This is a genomic window from Kitasatospora sp. NPDC056184, assembly GCF_042268405.1.
Classification (GTDB): Bacteria; Actinomycetota; Actinomycetes; order Streptomycetales; family Streptomycetaceae; genus Kitasatospora.
Genome location: NZ_JBHJUI010000001.1, coordinates 885916 through 901987 on the forward strand (window position 1 = coordinate 885916; position 16072 = coordinate 901987).

General features: G+C 73.9%; 15 protein-coding genes. 9 read left to right on the plus strand and 6 right to left on the minus strand.

What is annotated here, in order from left to right; translation table 11 throughout:
• Positions 1-98 precede the first annotated feature (98 nt).
• Genes ACFC0B_RS03280 through ACFC0B_RS03290 form a run of 3 tightly spaced genes read right to left on the minus strand, consistent with a single transcriptional unit; the run spans position 99 to position 2250 of the window.
• Positions 99-497, minus strand: coding sequence for a DUF302 domain-containing protein (locus ACFC0B_RS03280; protein WP_376082393.1), 399 nt, complete (start codon positions 495-497; stop codon positions 99-101).
• Between the two features lie 55 nt (positions 498-552).
• On the minus strand, positions 553-834 hold the full coding sequence (locus ACFC0B_RS03285) for a metal-sensitive transcriptional regulator (protein ID WP_376081408.1): 282 nt from the start codon (positions 832-834) through the stop codon (positions 553-555).
• Positions 835-864: 30 nt separating this feature from the next.
• Positions 865-2250, minus strand: coding sequence for a rhodanese-like domain-containing protein (locus tag ACFC0B_RS03290; RefSeq protein ID WP_376081409.1), 1386 nt, complete (start codon positions 2248-2250; stop codon positions 865-867).
• A gap of 344 nt (positions 2251-2594) precedes the next feature.
• On the opposite strand from ACFC0B_RS03290, the gene ACFC0B_RS03295 reads away from it, so the two are divergent.
• Genes ACFC0B_RS03295 through ACFC0B_RS03305 form a run of 3 tightly spaced genes read left to right on the plus strand, consistent with a single transcriptional unit; the run spans position 2595 to position 6180 of the window.
• A complete protein-coding gene (locus ACFC0B_RS03295; RefSeq protein WP_376081412.1) occupies positions 2595-3905 on the plus strand; it encodes a discoidin domain-containing protein in 1311 nt (436 codons plus the stop codon).
• Between the two features lie 2 nt (positions 3906-3907).
• The gene (locus tag ACFC0B_RS03300; protein WP_376082396.1) at positions 3908-5191 is read left to right on the plus strand and encodes an MFS transporter; all 1284 of its coding nucleotides are present in this window, start codon (positions 3908-3910) and stop codon (positions 5189-5191) included.
• On the plus strand, positions 5188-6180 hold the full coding sequence (locus tag ACFC0B_RS03305) for a hypothetical protein (protein WP_376081415.1): 993 nt from the start codon (positions 5188-5190) through the stop codon (positions 6178-6180). The genes ACFC0B_RS03300 and ACFC0B_RS03305 overlap by 4 nt, the downstream gene beginning before the upstream one ends.
• Before the next feature lie 136 nt (positions 6181-6316).
• Here ACFC0B_RS03305 and ACFC0B_RS03310 read toward each other — a convergent pair whose 3' ends face one another.
• Both ACFC0B_RS03310 and ACFC0B_RS03315 read right to left on the minus strand, forming a co-directional pair.
• Positions 6317-6790, minus strand: coding sequence for a carboxymuconolactone decarboxylase family protein (locus ACFC0B_RS03310; protein WP_376081418.1), 474 nt, complete (start codon positions 6788-6790; stop codon positions 6317-6319).
• Between the two features lie 109 nt (positions 6791-6899).
• Positions 6900-7391, minus strand: a complete 492-nt coding sequence (locus ACFC0B_RS03315) for a DUF1269 domain-containing protein (protein ID WP_376081421.1) — start codon at positions 7389-7391, stop codon at positions 6900-6902.
• A gap of 301 nt (positions 7392-7692) precedes the next feature.
• Between ACFC0B_RS03315 and ACFC0B_RS03320 the strand changes: the two genes are divergently transcribed.
• Positions 7693-10440, plus strand: coding sequence for a cation-translocating P-type ATPase (locus tag ACFC0B_RS03320; RefSeq protein WP_376081424.1), 2748 nt, complete (start codon positions 7693-7695; stop codon positions 10438-10440).
• A 7-nt stretch (positions 10441-10447) separates the two neighbouring features.
• Here the strand turns inward: ACFC0B_RS03320 and ACFC0B_RS03325 are convergent, their stop codons facing one another.
• Positions 10448-11440, minus strand: a complete 993-nt coding sequence (locus tag ACFC0B_RS03325) for a LacI family DNA-binding transcriptional regulator (RefSeq protein WP_376081427.1) — start codon at positions 11438-11440, stop codon at positions 10448-10450.
• A 131-nt stretch (positions 11441-11571) separates the two neighbouring features.
• Here ACFC0B_RS03325 and ACFC0B_RS03330 point away from each other — a divergent pair, with 131 nt between their 5' ends.
• The 5 genes from ACFC0B_RS03330 to ACFC0B_RS03350 all read left to right on the plus strand — a co-directional run bounded on the left by ACFC0B_RS03330 (position 11572) and on the right by ACFC0B_RS03350 (position 15742).
• On the plus strand, positions 11572-12492 hold the full coding sequence (locus ACFC0B_RS03330) for a ribokinase (protein WP_376081430.1): 921 nt from the start codon (positions 11572-11574) through the stop codon (positions 12490-12492).
• Positions 12493-12537: 45 nt separating this feature from the next.
• A complete protein-coding gene (locus tag ACFC0B_RS03335; protein ID WP_376081432.1) occupies positions 12538-13884 on the plus strand; it encodes an NtaA/DmoA family FMN-dependent monooxygenase in 1347 nt (448 codons plus the stop codon).
• Between the two features lie 33 nt (positions 13885-13917).
• Positions 13918-14454 carry a flavin reductase family protein gene (locus ACFC0B_RS03340; protein WP_376081434.1) on the plus strand — a complete coding sequence of 179 codons (537 nt, stop codon included), beginning with the start codon at positions 13918-13920 and terminating at the stop codon, positions 14452-14454.
• A complete protein-coding gene (locus ACFC0B_RS03345) occupies positions 14447-14923 on the plus strand; it encodes a riboflavin kinase (protein ID WP_376081436.1) in 477 nt (158 codons plus the stop codon). The genes ACFC0B_RS03340 and ACFC0B_RS03345 overlap by 8 nt, the downstream gene beginning before the upstream one ends.
• Positions 14924-15043: 120 nt before the next feature.
• Positions 15044-15742, plus strand: a complete 699-nt coding sequence (locus ACFC0B_RS03350) for a nicotinamide riboside transporter PnuC (protein WP_376081439.1) — start codon at positions 15044-15046, stop codon at positions 15740-15742.
• The last annotated feature ends 330 nt before the right edge of the window (positions 15743-16072 follow it).

A 16072-nucleotide genomic window follows, 5' to 3' on the forward strand; every position in this document is an offset into this window, starting at 1 on the left:
GGGGGCGCGGGCGCGAAAATACGGGTGGGGGTATATGGGAGGCCAAAGGGAGGGGCCCGCGCGGGCGGGCCCCGTCGTTCGTCCGGCCGGTCGGTCGCTCAGCGGGCCGGCGCGGCCAGCGCGGCCAGTGCGCCGCGCAGCCGGGTGGCCGCCTCGTCGGCGACGGCCTGGAGCGCGGGCTGCCCGGTGACCCGGACCATCAGCTGCGGGTCCATCGCCTCGACGACCGTGCGGCCGCCGTCGGCGCGGACCACGACGTTGCACGGCAGCAGCAGCCCGATACGCCGGTCGGCCTGGAGGGCGCGGTGCGCCAGCGGGGGGTTGCAGGCGCCGAGGATCAGGTAGTCCTCGATCTCCTCGCCGATCTTGGCCCGCAGGGTCGCGCGGACGTCGATCTCGGTGAGGATGCCGAAGCCCTGCTCGGCGAGTGCGGCGCGCACGCGCTCGACGGCCTCGGCGAAGGGCAGGTCGAGGGTGACGGGGATCCCGTAGTCCATGGGGTGCTCCATTCCTGGCTTCCTGGTGGGGGGTGGCGGGTCAGGCAGTGGCGGATCAGGCGAGGGCGAGGAACAGCTTCTCCAGTTCGGTCTCGCTCATCGGCGGTGTGCCGCCGTCCGCGGCCGTGCACTGGCGCATGCCGCTGGCCACGATCTTGAACCCGGCCCGGTCGAGGGCGCGGGAGGCGGCGGCGAGTTGCGTCACGATGTCCCGGCAGTCCCGCCCGGCCTCGATCATCGCGATCACGCCGCTGAGCTGGCCCTGGGCCCGGCGCAGCCGGTTGAGCACCGCGCCGACCGCGTCGTCGTCGACCTTCACGGTCCGTTCCTCCGACATGTCCTTCTCCTTGCTCGTCCTGCCCGCGGCTCAGACCGCCGAGGGCCGGTGCGCCGCGGCCCAGGCGGCGTAGCCGCCCAGCAGGTCGGCGACCTGGTCGCGGCCGTGGTGGCGCAGCAGGCTGGCGGCGATCGAGGAGCGGTGGCCGCCGGCGCAGTGGAGCACCAGCGGCCGGTCCGCCGGGATCTCCGCGAGGCGGCCCGGGAGCTCGTTGAGCGCGATGTGCACGGAGCCCTCGACGGCGCCTTCGGCGCGCTCGCCACAGGTGCGGACGTCGATCACCAGCGGGGGGTGCTCGGCGGCGAGGACGGCGCGCAGCTGCTCGACGGTGAGCCGCGCCGCGGGGGTGAGCTGGTCGGCGAGGGCGGGCAGGGTGCTGTCGGGGTCGGCCAGGTGGCCGAGCGTGCGGTCGAAGCCGATCCGGGCGAGCCGGGTGACGACCTCGCTCTCGCGGCCGTCGGGCGCGACGACGAGGAGTGCGGCGTCCGGTGCGAGCACGGCGCCGGCCTGCTCGGCGAAGCGGCCGTCGGCGGGGACGTTGACGGCCCCGCGCAGGTGTCCGGCCGCGAACTCCTGCGGGCTGCGGGCGTCGACCACCACCGCGCCGTCGCGCCGGTGGGCCGCGAACTCCTCGGCGGTCAGCGGGCGGTGGGCGAGTGCGGGGTCGAACAGGCCGCGGTCCTGCCGGTTGAGGGCGGCGTCGTGGCCGAAGTAGCCGGGGGCGGCGGACTGGCCGGTCGTGACGATCGCCACGAACGCGTCCTCGCTCATCGGCGCGCAGGCGTAGTTGGTGGCGCGCTGCGCGCCGATGGTGGACTGGCGCTCGGTGGACAGGTTCTTGCCGCAGGAGGAGCCGGCGCCGTGGGCGGGGAAGACCCGGACCTCGTCGGGCAGGGCCATCAGCCTGTGCTGGACGCTGTGGTGGAGCATCCGGCCGAGCTCCTCGGCCGTGGTGCCCGCCGAGGCCAGCAGGTCGGGGCGGCCGACGTCGCCGATGAACAGCGCGTCGCCGGTCAGGACGCCGTACGGGACGGTGTCCGCGGCCTGCTCGAACACCAGGACGCTGATCGACTCGGGGGTGTGCCCGGGGGTCTCCATGATCTGCAGCGTGACCTCGCCCAGGCCGATCCGCTCGCCGTCGGCGAGCGCGCGGATCGGGTACTCGGTGACCGCCCGGCGGCCGTAGCCGATCCACGCGCCGGTGCGGGCCGCCAGCTCCAGGTGGCCGGCCAGGAAGTCGGCGTGGAAGTGGGTGTTGATGACGGCCTCGACGGTGAAGCCGTGCGCCTCGGCGTCGGCGACGTACTCGTCGATGTCCCGGCGCGGGTCGATCACGACCGCACGGCCGGTGGTCTCGTCGGCGACCAGGTAGGAGGCCTGCGAGAGACAGTCGAGGTAGTACTGGGCGAAGAACACGTGGATCGCTCCTGCATCCGTTTCCAAAATACCCAGTGGGGTATCCGTTCGCTTCCCACCATACCCCCGGGGGTAAATTTCGGCGAAGCGGGAAGCCGGGGGTGCGGGCGGAGGGGGCGGGTGGATTCGGACGGCAGTTCGTCCTCCGGCGGGTATTGTCAGGAAACTTTACTTTCTACTACCCTCCGGATGGGGCGTGCCGCGCTCAGTGAGAGCCCTGGTCCAGCCGCTGCGGTGGTGCGGTGACCGCATGGTGTGCACCGGAGTCCGGCTCTCACCGTTGCTCAAGGTCAGGGAGGACAAGGATGCGTTCCGGTGTCTCGGTAAGGCCTGTCCATGTCGGTGTGTTCGCCGCCGTGCTCGTCCTGCTCGGCGGTCTGGTGCTCGGTTGGCCCGGGCGGGCGGGAGCGGCGGCCGACCCGCTGCTCTCGCGCGGGAAGGCCGCGACGGCCTCCTCCACGGAGGGGTCCTCGTACGCGGCGGGGAAGGCGTTCGACGGCAGCGCCACCACGCGGTGGGCGAGCGAGGAGGGCAAGGACCCGCAGTGGCTGCGGGTGGACCTCGGGGCGAACGCCACCGTCTCGCGGGTGAAGCTGAGCTGGGAGGCCGCGTACGCCAAGGCGTACCGGCTGGAGGTGTCGGCGGACGGGGTGACCTGGACGGCGATCGCGGAGGAGAAGGCCGGCAACGGCGGGACCGACGACTGGGCGGGCCTGGCCGGCAAGGGCCGCTACGTCCGGATGTACGGGACGGCGCGCGGCACGGCGTACGGGTACTCGCTGTTCGAGCTGGAGGTGTACGGGGCCCTGAGCGGCGGCCCGTCGCCGACCGGCTCGCCCACCGGGCCGTCGGGCGGGGCGTTCACCGTGGTGGCGGCCGGCGACATCGCCGCCCAGTGCACCGCCTCGGACAGCGGCTGCGCGCACCCCAGGACGGCCGCGCTGGCCCAGCAGATCGACCCGAGGTTCTACCTGACGATGGGTGACAACCAGTACGACGACGCCCGGTTGGCGGACTTCAAGAACTACTACGACAAGAGCTGGGGCGCGTTCAAGGCCAAGACCCACCCGGTGCCGGGCAACCACGAGACCTACGACCCGGCCGGATCGCTGGCCGGGTACAAGGCGTACTTCGGCAGCATCGCCTACCCGCAGGGCAAGAGCTGGTACAGCTTCGACGAGGGCAACTGGCACTTCGTCGCGCTGGACTCCAACGCCTTCGACCAGAGCGCCCAGATCGACTGGCTGAAGGCCGACCTGGCGGCCAACGCGAAGAAGTGCGTCGCCGCCTACTGGCACCACCCGCTGTACTCCTCCGGCGGCCACGGCAACGACCCGGTCTCCCGGCCGGTGTGGCGGATCCTCTACGACGCCAGGGCCGACCTGGTGCTGAACGGGCACGACCACCACTACGAGCGGTTCGCCCCGCAGAACCCGGACGGCAAGGCCGCCGCGGACGGCATCGTCGAGATCGTCGGCGGGATGGGCGGCGCCGAGCCCTACCCGATCGAGCAGGTCCAGCCCAACAGCCAGAAGCGGATCAGCGGTGACTACGGCGTGCTGAAGCTGGACTTCACCGACTCCGGCTACGGCTGGACCTACGTCGGCGCGGACGGCCAGGTCAAGGACACCGGCCCGACGTACAGCTGCCACTGATGATGTACCTGGCCACCACCGGCCGCCGCTCGGACGCGCCGCCCCGCCCCGCCGGGGTGGGGCGGCGCGTCCCCGGCACGGTCGTCGCGCTCGGCGCGGTCAGCCTGGTCACCGACGTCTCCTCGGAGATGGTCACCGCCGTGCTGCCGCTCTACCTGGTGCTGGGCCTCGGCCTCTCACCCCTCCAGTTCGGTTTCCTCGACGGGCTGTTCAACGGCGCCACCGCGCTGGTCCGGCTGCTCGGCGGCCGGCTCGCCGACCGGGGCGGCGGGCGCCACCGGACGGTCGCCGGGGCGGGCTACCTGCTGTCGGCGCTCTCCCGGCTCGGGCTGCTGCTGGCCGGCGGCGCGGCCGGCGGGATCGCCGCCGCGCTGGCCGCCGACCGGCTCGGCAAGGGCGTGCGGACCGCCCCGCGGGACGCCATGATCACGCTCAGCGCGCCGCCGGAGGCGCTCGGCCGGGCCTTCGGCGTGCACCGGGCGATGGACACCACGGGGGCGCTGCTCGGGCCGCTGGTCGCCTTCGCGGTGCTGTGGGCGACGGCGGACGCGTACGACGCCGTCTTCGTGGTCAGCTTCGCCACCGGGCTGCTCGGCGTCCTCGTCCTGGTCCTCTTCGTCCCGGCCGGCGCGGGCCCGGCCGGGACGGGGCTGTCCGGGACGGGGCTGTCCGGCGCACCGGTGCCGGTCGCGGCCGCCCCGAAGCCAGCCCGGCCGAAGCCCCGGGTGCTGCGCGACCCGGTGTTCCGCCGGGTGACCGCGGCCGCCGCGCTGCTGGGCGCCGCGACGATCGGCGACTCCTTTCTCTACCTGCTCCTCCAGCGCGGCCTGGACCTCGAACCGGTGCTCTTCCCGCTGCTGCCGCTCGGCGCGGCGGCGTGCTACCTGCTGCTGGCCGTCCCGGCCGGGCGGATCGCGGACCGGGCCGGGCGGCGGACCCCGTTCCTCCTCGGACACGTCGCCCTGCTCGCGGCCTACCTCACCCTGCTGGCGCCGCTCGGCTGGCCGAGCGCCGTCGTCGTCCTCGCCCTGCTCGGCGTCTTCTACGCGGCCACCGACGGCGTGCTGATGGCGCTGGCCGGGCCGGTGCTGCCGGCCGGGGGCCGGGCGGGCGGGCTCGCGGTGCTGCAGACCGGGCAGGCGCTGGCCCGGCTGGTCGGGGCCGCCGGGTTCGGCGTCGCCTGGACCTGGTGGGGGCCGCGCCCGGCGCTGCTGGCGGCCGCCCTGGCGCTGGCCGCCGCGCTCGCCGCCGCCTGGCGGATCCTGCCGGGAAGGGAGAACCCGTGAACCCGCGGGCGACACTCAAGGCGCGCTCGACCGTGCTGGTCCTCGCCGTCCTCGTCCTGCTGGGCGGCTCGCTCGGCTACGTGCTGCACGCCCGCGAGCGCGGCGGCGGGCCGCGCCTCGTCGCGGCGGAGGCCTCGTTCACCCTGCGCGAGGCGGGCCTCTACTACCGCGACACCGCCACCGGACGGGTCGCCCGCACCCCGGGCGCGCCGGACGGGCCGTCCTGCGCGCGGTTCTACGCGGCGGGGGAGCGGGCCCTGTGCCTGCGGGCGCTGCCCGGCACCCCGGCCCGCACCCAGGCGGTGGTCTACGACCGGGGCTTCACCGAGCTGCGGACGGTGACCGTGCCGGGGATCCCGAACCGGGCCCGGGTGTCGCCCTCCGGGCAGGTGCTCTCCTGGACCACCTTCGCGGTCGGCGACTCCTACGCGAAGAGCGGCTTCTCCACCCGCACCTCGATCCTGGACCTGCGCACCGGCTACCTGGTCAAGTCGATCGAGGAGATCCCGCTGACCATGGGCGGCGGCCGGTACCACGCCGCCGACGTCAACTACTGGGGCGTCACCTTCGCGGCCGACGACAACCGCTTCTACGCCACCGTCGCGACCGGCGGCCGCACCCACCTGGTCGAGGGCGACCTCGCGGCGTGGTCGGCCCGCACCCTGCGGGAGAACGTGGAGTGCCCCTCGCTCTCCCCGGACGGCACCCGGATCGCCTTCAAGAAGAAGGTCTCGGACGACCCGGCCGCCCCCTGGCGGCTGTACGTCCTCGACCTGGCGGACCTGCGCGAGCACCCGCTGGCCGAGTCGCACAGCGTCGACGACCAGGCGGCCTGGCTGGACGACGCCACCCTCGCCTACGCCCTCCCGGCCCGCGAGGGCAAGGGCAGCGACCTGTGGTCCGTCCCCGCGGACGGGACCGGCGCACCGCGCCTGCTGGTCCCCGGCGGCTCCTCACCGGTCGCCGTCCCGCCGGCGCCGCCGCGGTGACCGGAGGGGTCGGCCCGCACGCACCGCGCGGGCCGACCCGGGCCGCACCGGGCGGACGGGGCACCACCCGGATCCGTGCCAGGGGGAGCGGGCCCGGGCACGGGCCCACCCGCCCGGACACCGTCCGCCGAGCCGGTCAGCCGAACTGGCCGGGCTGGTACGCCCCGGCGGGCTGGCGGTTGATGACGTTGATCCGGTTGTAGGCGTTGATCACGGCGATCAGCGAGATCAGCGCGGCCAACTGGTCCTCGTCGTAGTGCTTGGCGGCGTTCGCCCAGGCCTCGTCGGTGACGCCGCCGGCGGCGTCCGCGATCCGGGTGCCCTGCTCCGCCAGCTCCAGCGCCGCGCGCTCGGCGTCCGTGAAGACGGTGGCCTCCCGCCAGACCGCCACCAGGTTGAGCCGCAGGGCGGTCTCTCCCGCGTGTGCGGCGTCCTTGGTGTGCATGTCGGTGCAGAACCCGCAGCCGTTGATCTGGCTCGCGCGGATCTTCACCAGCTCCTGGGTCGCGTGCGGCAGCGCCGAGTCCGCCAGCGCCTTGCCCGCCGAGTTGATGTGCCGCAGGACCTTGGCCCCGACGCCGTTGCGGAAGTAGTCGAGACGGGCGTCCATGGTGTGCTCCTCGCTGTCGAAGGGATTCACCCTGTTGACCGGGAAGCCCCCCGGAATGTGACAGCGCTCCGATGTGTCCTGCGTCACACGGCGGGTCGGAGCGGGCCGGTCACCCGCCCTCGGTGAACGCCTCGCGCAGCCGGGCCTCCTCGTCGGCCGACAGGTTCGTCTCGATGAGTTCGGCGTGCTGTCCCTCGAACGCGGACCTGACCCGGTCGAGCGCGGCGTCGGCGCTGAGGACGAACAGGGCGGAGCTGCCCGGTGTCACCGTCCGCCGGACCTGCCGGACGAAGTCGTCGTCGATGCCGACGTGCGCCAGATGGCCCCCCAGCGCGCCGCCGGCCGCGCCCACCGCCGCGCCGAGCACGGGGACGAAGAAGATCATCCCGAGGAGGAACCCCCAGAAGGCCCCGCCCAGGGCGCCCATGCCGGCCAGGTCGCCCAGGTGGCGGGTCCTGGGCTTGCGGGTGTCCCCCGGCCAGCTGACCACGGCCCCGTCCTGGAGCGTGATCAGCTCCTGGCGCTGCAGCTTCTTCAGCGTGTCGAGGGCTTCGTCCGCGCCGGCCGCGGTGGGGAAGCGCCATACCGTCAGGGTCGCCATCATGGCCTCCGGCCGCGGGGGAGCGTACGACAGGCCCATCGTCGGCCCGGACCTCGGGCGCCGCCACGCACGGCGGCCGGACGGGCGACCGGGGACCACCGGAAGGACGCCGCCGGATTGCCGCGGGCACCGGCGGGCCGGAGCGTGGCAGCAGCACTCTCCCGCACGGCGGGACCCACTTGGCCTGCGCGGGTGACGGGCACTCGACGGCGCGGACCGCGAGGGGACGGGCCGGCCCGCCCCGCGCGGGCGTCCCCGGCCGGGTCCTCGGCGCAAGGATTCCGGATCGTGAGGAGCGACGATGGCGGAGCAGCCCGGCCCTTCGGGGCGAGGGGAACCGGAAGCGTGGTACGCCCGGACCCCGGAGGAGGTCGCGGCGCGGCTCGGGGTGGACCCGGCGTTCGGGCTCACCGCCGCCCGGGCGGCCGAACTGCTCGCCGTGAACGGGCCGAACGCGCTCCCCGAGGAGAAGCCGCGGCCCGGCTGGCTGCGCTTCCTCGACCAGTACCGCAGCTACATGCAGATCATCCTGGTGGCGTCGGCGGTGGTCTCGCTCGCCATCAAGGAGTGGACCACCGCGGTGCTGCTCCTCGTGCTGACGCTGTTCAACGCGGTGGTGGGCCTGCGCCAGGAGGGCAAGGCCGAGAGCGCGATGAACGCGCTGAAGTCGATGATGGAGGCGACGGCGCGGGTCCGGCGCGACGGGACCGAGACCGAGATCCCGGCGGAGCGGCTGGTCGTGGGCGACGTCGTGCTCGTCTCGGCCGGTGACGAGGTCCCGGCGGACGGACGGATCGTCGAGGCCAGCGCCCTGCAGATCGACGAGTCGGCGCTGACCGGCGAGAGCGTTCCGGCGGTGAAGGACGCGGGGACGGTGACGGCCGACCGGCCGGGGCCCGGTGACCAGACCAACATGGCGTTCATGAACACCCCGGTCACGCACGGCAGCGGACTGCTCGTCGTCACCGCGACGGGCGCCGGCACCGAGCTGGGGAAGATCTCCGGGATGCTGTCGGCCACCGAGCGGGAGCAGTCGCCGCTGACCAGGGAGCTCAACACCCTGACGCTGTGGATCGCGGCGGCGGCCGGTCTGACCATGGTCGTCATGTTCGCCCTCGGCCGCAGCCGCGACCAGGCGTGGGACGCGCTGTTCGTCAGCGCGGTCTCGCTGGCCGTCGCCGCCATCCCGGAGGCGCTGCCGACGGTCAGCCAGGTGATCCTCTCCGTCGGGAGCCTCAATCTGGCCAAGCGCCACGCGATCGTGAAGGAGCTGCCGTCGGTCGAGACCCTCGGCTTCACCTCGGCCATCAACTCGGACAAGACCGGCACGCTGACGATGAACCAGATGACCGTCGTCGAGGTCCTCAGCCCCACCGACCGCTACACCGTCTCCGGCACCGGCTACCGCCTCGACGGGAAGGTGCACCACGCGGCGGGCTCCTCGGCGGGCATCGAGGACGCCGTCCTGCCCTACCTGATCGCCAACGACGCGAAGCTGGTGGACGGCCGGGTCGTGGGGGACCCGACCGAGGGTGCCCTGCTCGTCCTGGGCCACAAGGCCGGGCTGGACATCGAGGGAACCAGGGAGCGCCTCCCCAGGCTCGCCACGCTGCCGTTCGACCCGGGCTACAAGCTGATGGCCACCTTCAACGCGGCGAAGGACGCGGACGGCCGGCCGGTGGTGCGGTGCTTCGTGAAGGGCGCCGCCCCGGCGGTGACGGCCCGCGCCGGCTCCGCGCTCGCGGACGGCGCCGGCATCCCCTGGGACCGCGACCTCGGGGCGCGGGCCCTGGCGCAGACCGAGCGGATGGGGGGCGAGGGGCTGCGGGTGATGGCCGGGGCCGTCCGGGACCTGGACCCGGCGGACTTCGACCCGGACGGCGACCTCCTGGCGCTCGTCACCGACCTGCGGATGACCAGCCTGGTGGGCATGGTCGACCCACCGCGCGAGGAGTCCCGGGCCGCCGTCGCCAGTGCGCAGGCCGCCCACATCCGGGTCCGCATGGTGACGGGGGACGACGTCACCACCGGCGCGGCCATCGCCCGCCAACTCGGCATCCGGGGCGAGGCCGTCCTCGGCGCCGACTTCGCCGCCCTGCCCGAGCGGGAGCGGCTGGCCCGGATCGACGCCATCGGCGTGGTCGGCCGCGTCGCGCCGGAGCACAAGGTCCTGCTGGCCGACACGCTCAAGCGCAAGGGCGACGTGGTCGCGATGACCGGTGACGGGGTGAACGACGCGCCCGCCATCAAGGCCGCCGACATCGGGATCGCGATGGGCAGCGGCACCGACGTCGCCAAGAACGCGAGCCGGATGGTCCTCGCCGACGACAACTTCGCCACCATCGTCCACGCCGTGGCGGAGGGCCGGAAGCTCTACGACAACCTCACCAAGTACATCCGGTTCGTGCTGGTGCTCCTGGTGACCTTCGTACTGACCTTCCTCGGGGCCGCGGTCTTCGACCTCGCGGCGGGGGAGCCGTTCACGCCGGCGCAGGTCCTGTGGATCCACTTCGTCGTCAACGCCCCGTTCGGCTTCGCCCTGGGCTTCGACCGGGAGAGCCCGGGCCTGATGCGGCGCATCCCGCGCCCGCGGGGCGAGACGGTGCTGACCGGGCCCGTGGTGGTCACCGTCGGGCTCGCCGGGCTGGCCGTCACGATCGCCCTGCTCGCGCTGATCAAGCTGGGCGAGGCGCACTACGACAGCCTGCGGGTCGGCAACTCGATCGCGTTCACCGCCTTCGCGCTCTGCCTGATCGTGGCGGCCTACGAGTGCCGCAGCGAGCGCGCGTCGGTGCTGGCCGTCAGCACCTTCGACAGCAAGCAGATGAACATCGCCGCCCTGGCGGAGTTCGTCCTGGCGGTGCTGGTCACCCAGATGGACGCGTTCCACCGCCTCCTCGGGACCACCGACCTCGACGCCCGGCAGTTCGGCTGGGCCCTGCTGGCCGCCGTCGCGCTGCTGCTGCTGTGGGAGCTGGGCAAGCTGACGGCCCGTCGGTCGCCGGCCGCCGGCGGAACTCCGGTCCGCGCGGCGGGTCCTGGAGGCTGACGGCGGGTCAGGGGCCGGTGTCGGTCGAGGCGCGGACGACCAGCTGGGGCTGGAAGCGCTCGACGCGCTCGGTCCGCTCGCGGGCCGGCGCCTGAAGCAGGGTCAGCGCGCGTTCGGCCATGGCGGACAGCGGGTGGCGGATCGAGGTGATGGGCGGGTCGAAGAGTTCGAGTATCTCGGTGTCGTCGAAGCCGGTGACGGCGATCTCCCCGGGCACGGCGACCGACGAGCGGTGCAGCGTGCTGACGAGCCCGACCGCGAGCACGTCCGCCCCGCAGACGACGGCGTCGATCCGGTCGCGCTGCTCGACGATCCGCCGCCCGGCCGTCCGCCCGGCGTCGGTGGTGAAGTTGGGCAGCAGGACGGTGGTGGCGCCCTCGCCCTGCAGCTCGGTGAAGGCCGCGAGCCGCTCGGCGCCCGAGGAGGAGGCCTGGTCCGCCGCGACCAGCGCGATCCGGTGACGGCCCGTCCGTTCCAGGTGGTCGACGAGCAGTCGGACGGCCGCCGCGTTGTCGAGGGTCACGGCGACGGTGCCGGATCCCGTGGCCCAGCGGTCGAACAGCACGACGGGGTGGCGGGCGGCGGCGTTGCGCAGGGCGGGGCCCGACTCGGTGGCCGACACCGGGACGACGAACAGGCCGTCGACCCGGCCGGCGAGCAGGGTGTCGATCTGCTCGGCCTCGATCGCCGGGTCGTTCGCCGCGTCGGAGACCATCAGCGTGCCGCCGGCGGCCCGGACGTGCTGGGCGATGGCGTCGGCGAGCTGGACGAAGTACGGGTTGGCGAGCGTGGGGACCACGATGCCGATGGCGCCGGTGGTGCCGGTGCGCAGGGCCCGGGCGGAGTGGTTGGCCTGGTAGCCCAGCCGTCGGGCGGCCTCCTCGACGCGGCGGGCGAGCTCGGGGTCGACGTTGCGCGGGGTTCCGGCGAGTACCCGTGAGGCCGTCGCGCGGGAGACGCCGGCGGCCTCGGCCACGTCGAGGAGTCGGGGCGCTGTCACGTGGGTGTCCTTCGGGAGGGGTGGGCGGTCGGAGGCCACGACATCGGGGCGGTCTTTTCACGAGGAGGCTACTTGACGGCCGGGGGGTGCTGGTACAGCATGTCGGAAATCGATCTCCCAAAGGAGCGCCAATGCCGTCCATCACCGTCGTCGGTTCGGTGAACCGCGACCTCGTGCTGAGCGTCGAGGGCCTGCCGCACCCCGGCGAGACCGTGCTCGCGCGGCACTTCGCCGAGGGGGCCGGCGGCAAGGGCGCCAACCAGGCGGTCGCGGCCGCCCGCCTCGGATCGCGGGTGCGCCTGGTGGCCCGGGTCGGCACGGACGCGGCCGGCCCGCTGGCCGCGCTCTCCGCCGAGGGCGTGGACGTCACCGCGGTACGGACGGACGAGCGGCACCCGACCGGACTCGCCGCGGTGGTCGTCGACGGCGCGGGCGAGAACACCATCGTGGTGAACCCGGGGGCGAACGCCGCCCTCGCGGTCGAGGACCTGCCCGAGCGGCTGGTCCGCTCGCTCGGCGAGGTCGTCCTCGTGCAGAACGAGATCGCCCCCGAGGTCGTCGACCTCGCGGTCCTGCGGGCCCGCGAGCAGGGCGGGACCGTCGTGTTCAACCCCGCCCCGGCCCGCCCGGTCGATCCGCGGGTGCTGGCGGCGGTCGACGTCCTGGTCCCCAACCTCGGCGAACTCGCCTCCCTGCTCGGCGCCGCCCGGCCCGCCGGCCTGAACGAGGCGCGGGAGCTGCTGGAGCACGCCGCGCTCCCGTGCCGGGCGGTCGTGGTGACTCTCGGGGCCGACGGCGCCCTCCTCAAGGAGGCCCACGGCGCCGGCGTCGCCCACGTCCCCGCGCCGCGCGTGGACGCGGTGGACACCGTCGGCGCCGGCGACACCTTCTGCGGCGCCCTCGCGGACTCCCTCGGCCGCGGCACCGCCCTGCCGGCCGCCGTCGAACGGGCCGTGCGCGCCGCGTCGCACGCCGTCACCGGCCTCGGCGCCCAGTCCTCCATGCCCTACGCGGCCCAGCTCGACGCCCCCTCCCTCCCCTCCGCCCCCTGACACCTCCCCCCCACGGGACCCTCACAGCACTACGGAGAACCACCCATGAAGAACCTCAAGATCGGCCTGTTCGAGAACGCCCAGACCAACGCGAGCGGCACCGCCACCTGGCGCCACCCCGACAGCCGCCGGCACCTCTTCGACACCCTCGGGTACTGGCGCGAGCTCGCCGCGATCTGCGAGGACGCCAAGCTGGACTTCCTCTTCCTGGCCGACGCCTGGGGCTGGTCGGAGATCGACGGCAGCCGCCCGCCGATCGCCACCGAGGAGACCCTGGACCTGCCGCGGCTCGACCCGGTCGTGGTGGCGTCCGCGCTGCTGTCGACCACGACCCACCTGGGCCTGGTCATGACGGGCTCCGTCCTGGTCGAGCCGCCGTACGCCTTCGCCCGCCGGATGGCCACCCTCGACCAGCTCTCCGGCGGCCGGATCGGCTGGAACGTCGTGACGACGGGCACGGCCGACACCGCGGTCAAGGCCTTCGGCATGGACATGGTGGCGCACGACGACCGCTACCGGATGGCCGAGGACTTCCTCGACCTCGTCTACAAGTACTGGGAGGGCGCCTGGGAGCCGGACGCGCTGGAGAAGGACAAGGACGGCCGCTTCGCCGACCCCGCCAAGGTCCACCTGGTCAGCCACGAGGGACCGTTCTTCCGCTCGCACGGCTACGGCAACACCGCGCGCTCCCCGCAGGGCACGCCCGTCCTCTTCCAGGCCGGGGCCTCGCCCGCCGGCCGCCGGGTCGGCGGACGCCACGGCGAGTGCATGTTCGTGGGCAGCGGCTCGGTCGCGCAGCTCGCCGGGCACACCGCCGCCATCCGCGAGGAGGCCGTCAAGGCCGGCCGCCGGGCCGACGAGGTCAAGGTGATGTCGGCGTTCTCCTGCGTCGTCGGCGCCACCACCTCCGACGCCGAGCGCCGCTACCAGCGGATCCTCGACGCCCAGCGGCCCGAGGTCACCGTCGCCAGCTACGCCATGTTCACCGGGCTCGACCTCTCCTCCTACGCGCCCGACACGCCGATGACCGAGCTCTCCACCGAGATGTCGCAGACCCAGGTGGCCCGCTTCGCCGGCAAGACCGTCGGCGACGTCCTCGCCGACTGGCACACCCACGGCGTGGGCGCGCGCCCGGTCGTCGGCACGCCGGAGGAGATCGCCGACGAGATCTGCGCCCTCGCCGAAGGCGCCGACCTGGACGGGTTCCTGCTCTCCCCGGCGGTCCAGCCGGCCTCGACGACCGAGTTCGTCGAGTCGGTGCTGCCGATCCTGCGGGCCCGCGGCGTCTTCCGCGGCGAGTACACCGAGGGCGAGAGCCTGCGCGAGCGGCTCACCGGGTCGGGCGGCCCCGCGCTGCCGGCCAGCCACCCGGCGACGCGGTACCGGCACTGAGCACCGCACCCGCGACGAGAGGATGACGAGAGGATGTCGATGACCATGGCCACCCTTGCCGACGACCCGGCCGGGACGTCCGTGCCGGCGCAGCTGGACGCGGCGACCCTGCGACAGGCCTTCGGGGCCTACCCCACCGGCGTGGTCGCGATCAGCGCGCTGCACGGGGACGAGCCGGTCGGCTTCGCCGCCAGCTCCTTCGTCTCGATCTCCCTTGAGCCGCCCATGGTCGCCGTCAGCGTCGCCCGCACCTCCACCACCTGGCCGCGCCTGGCGCAGGCCCCGGTGGTGGGGCTGAGCGTGCTCAGCAGCGGCCAGGGCGCGCTCTGCCGGCGCCTCGCCTCCCGCGGGGCCGGGCGATTCGACGGTGTCGGCTGGACGGCGACGCCCGAGGGCGCGGTCCTCATCGAGGACGCCGCGCTCTGGCTGACGGCCAGGGCCGGCGCGACCTACGACGGCGGCGACCACGAGATCGTGCTCCTGGAACTGCTGAGCGTCGAACTCTTCGCCGGCGTGGAGCCGCTGGTCTTCCACACCAGCCAGTTCCGCGAGCTCCTGCCCCATGCCTGAGACCCCCGGGCCCGGCACCCCGGCCGCCCGCCCGCACCTCACCGGCACGGTGGTGCACGGCGCCGGCCGGGGCCACGGGCTCGGGTTCCCCACCGCCAACATCGCGGCCGGTCCGGACTCCCCGGTCCCGCCGGCCGCGGTGTACAGCGGCTGGGTGGTCCGCCACCGCACCGGCGCCGCCCACCCGGCGACGATCAGCGTCGGGTCCAACCCGACCTTCTGCGACACCGCCGACGTCCACGTCGAGGCGTACTGCCACGACCTCGACGAGGACGTCTACGGCGAGCGGGTCACCGTGTGGTTCGCCGAACGGATCCGCGACACCGTGAAGTTCCCGTCCCCCGCCGCGCTGGTGCGCGCCGTGCGGGAGGACGTCCGGCGCTCCGAGGCCGTCCTCGCCTCGGACCGCGGCCGGCGCGTCCGCGAGGACGCGCTCGCCGCGCACCGCAGTACCGGCACCGCTCCCTGAGGCTCCCTCCCCGTGCACGGCCCTTCCCCCACGGCCGTGCCCCCACGCCTCGTCACCGGCCCCGTCCCGGGCCGCAGCTCACACCCAGGCTTGTTCCCCCAGCAAACAAAGGTGTTGGTCATGAGCGCTCTCGAATGGTTGAACGAGCAGTTCAGCTTCTTCGGCATCCCCGTCTACTGGTCCGACTTCTTCGGCAACATCCTGGCGCTCGCGACCGTCTGGCTCGCCCTGCGCCGCTCGCTCGTCGCCTGGCCCGTGCAGATCCTCGGCTCGGTCCTGCTGCTCATCGCCAGCCTCAACGTCCACCTCGGCGGCAACGCCGCCCGGCAGGTCGTCATCATCGCCTCGGCGTCCTGGGGCTGGGCCACCTGGCGGCGCAGCAGGCAGCAGGAGGGCACGATCAACGTCCGCTGGGCCTCCTGGCGGGAGCGTTCGGCGCTCATCGCCGTCATGGCCGTCGGCACCTTCGCGTTCGCCGCCCTGCTCAAGTCGACCGACGCCTCGTTCTACCCCGGCGCCCCCTGGTGGATGGTCCTCGCGGACGCCTGGATCTTCGTCGGTTCGATCCTGGCGATGTACACCCAGGCCCGCCGGTACGTGGAGTTCTGGTTCGTCTGGCTGGCCGTCGACCTGGTCGGCGTTCCCCTCGCCATCCACTCCGAGCTGTACTTCTCCGGCATCGTCTACGGGATCTTCTTCGTCATGGTCCTCGTCGGCATCCGCGACTGGGCCGCGCACAGCAAGGGCCAGGAGATCGCCTCCCCGCTGGAGCCGGCCGTCGTCCTGGAGGGCCGCACCGACAGCACCACCGGGGCGTAGGCCCCGCAGCGCCGCCGCGTCCTGCGAGCTGTTCCCCGGCTCGCAGGACGCGGCATCGCGCTCAGGAGTGCGGCGTGACCTTGACGGGTCGAGGAACAGGTCCGCCAGCTCGCCGTGCGGGAGTTGGCCGGTGAGCTGGTAGTGGCCCAGCAGCACGCCGTCCCGCTCCGCGACGACGACATGGCCGTCCCGGATGGCGGCCGAGATCGGCGGTTCGCAGTACGACCTCGTTCATGGGCGGATTCTCACCCGCTCCGCCCCTTGGGGCAGAGGGCTTTCAGGGCCGGACGAGCTGGGTGCACGGCGGCTGTAGCGGCGTGGGCCCCCTCC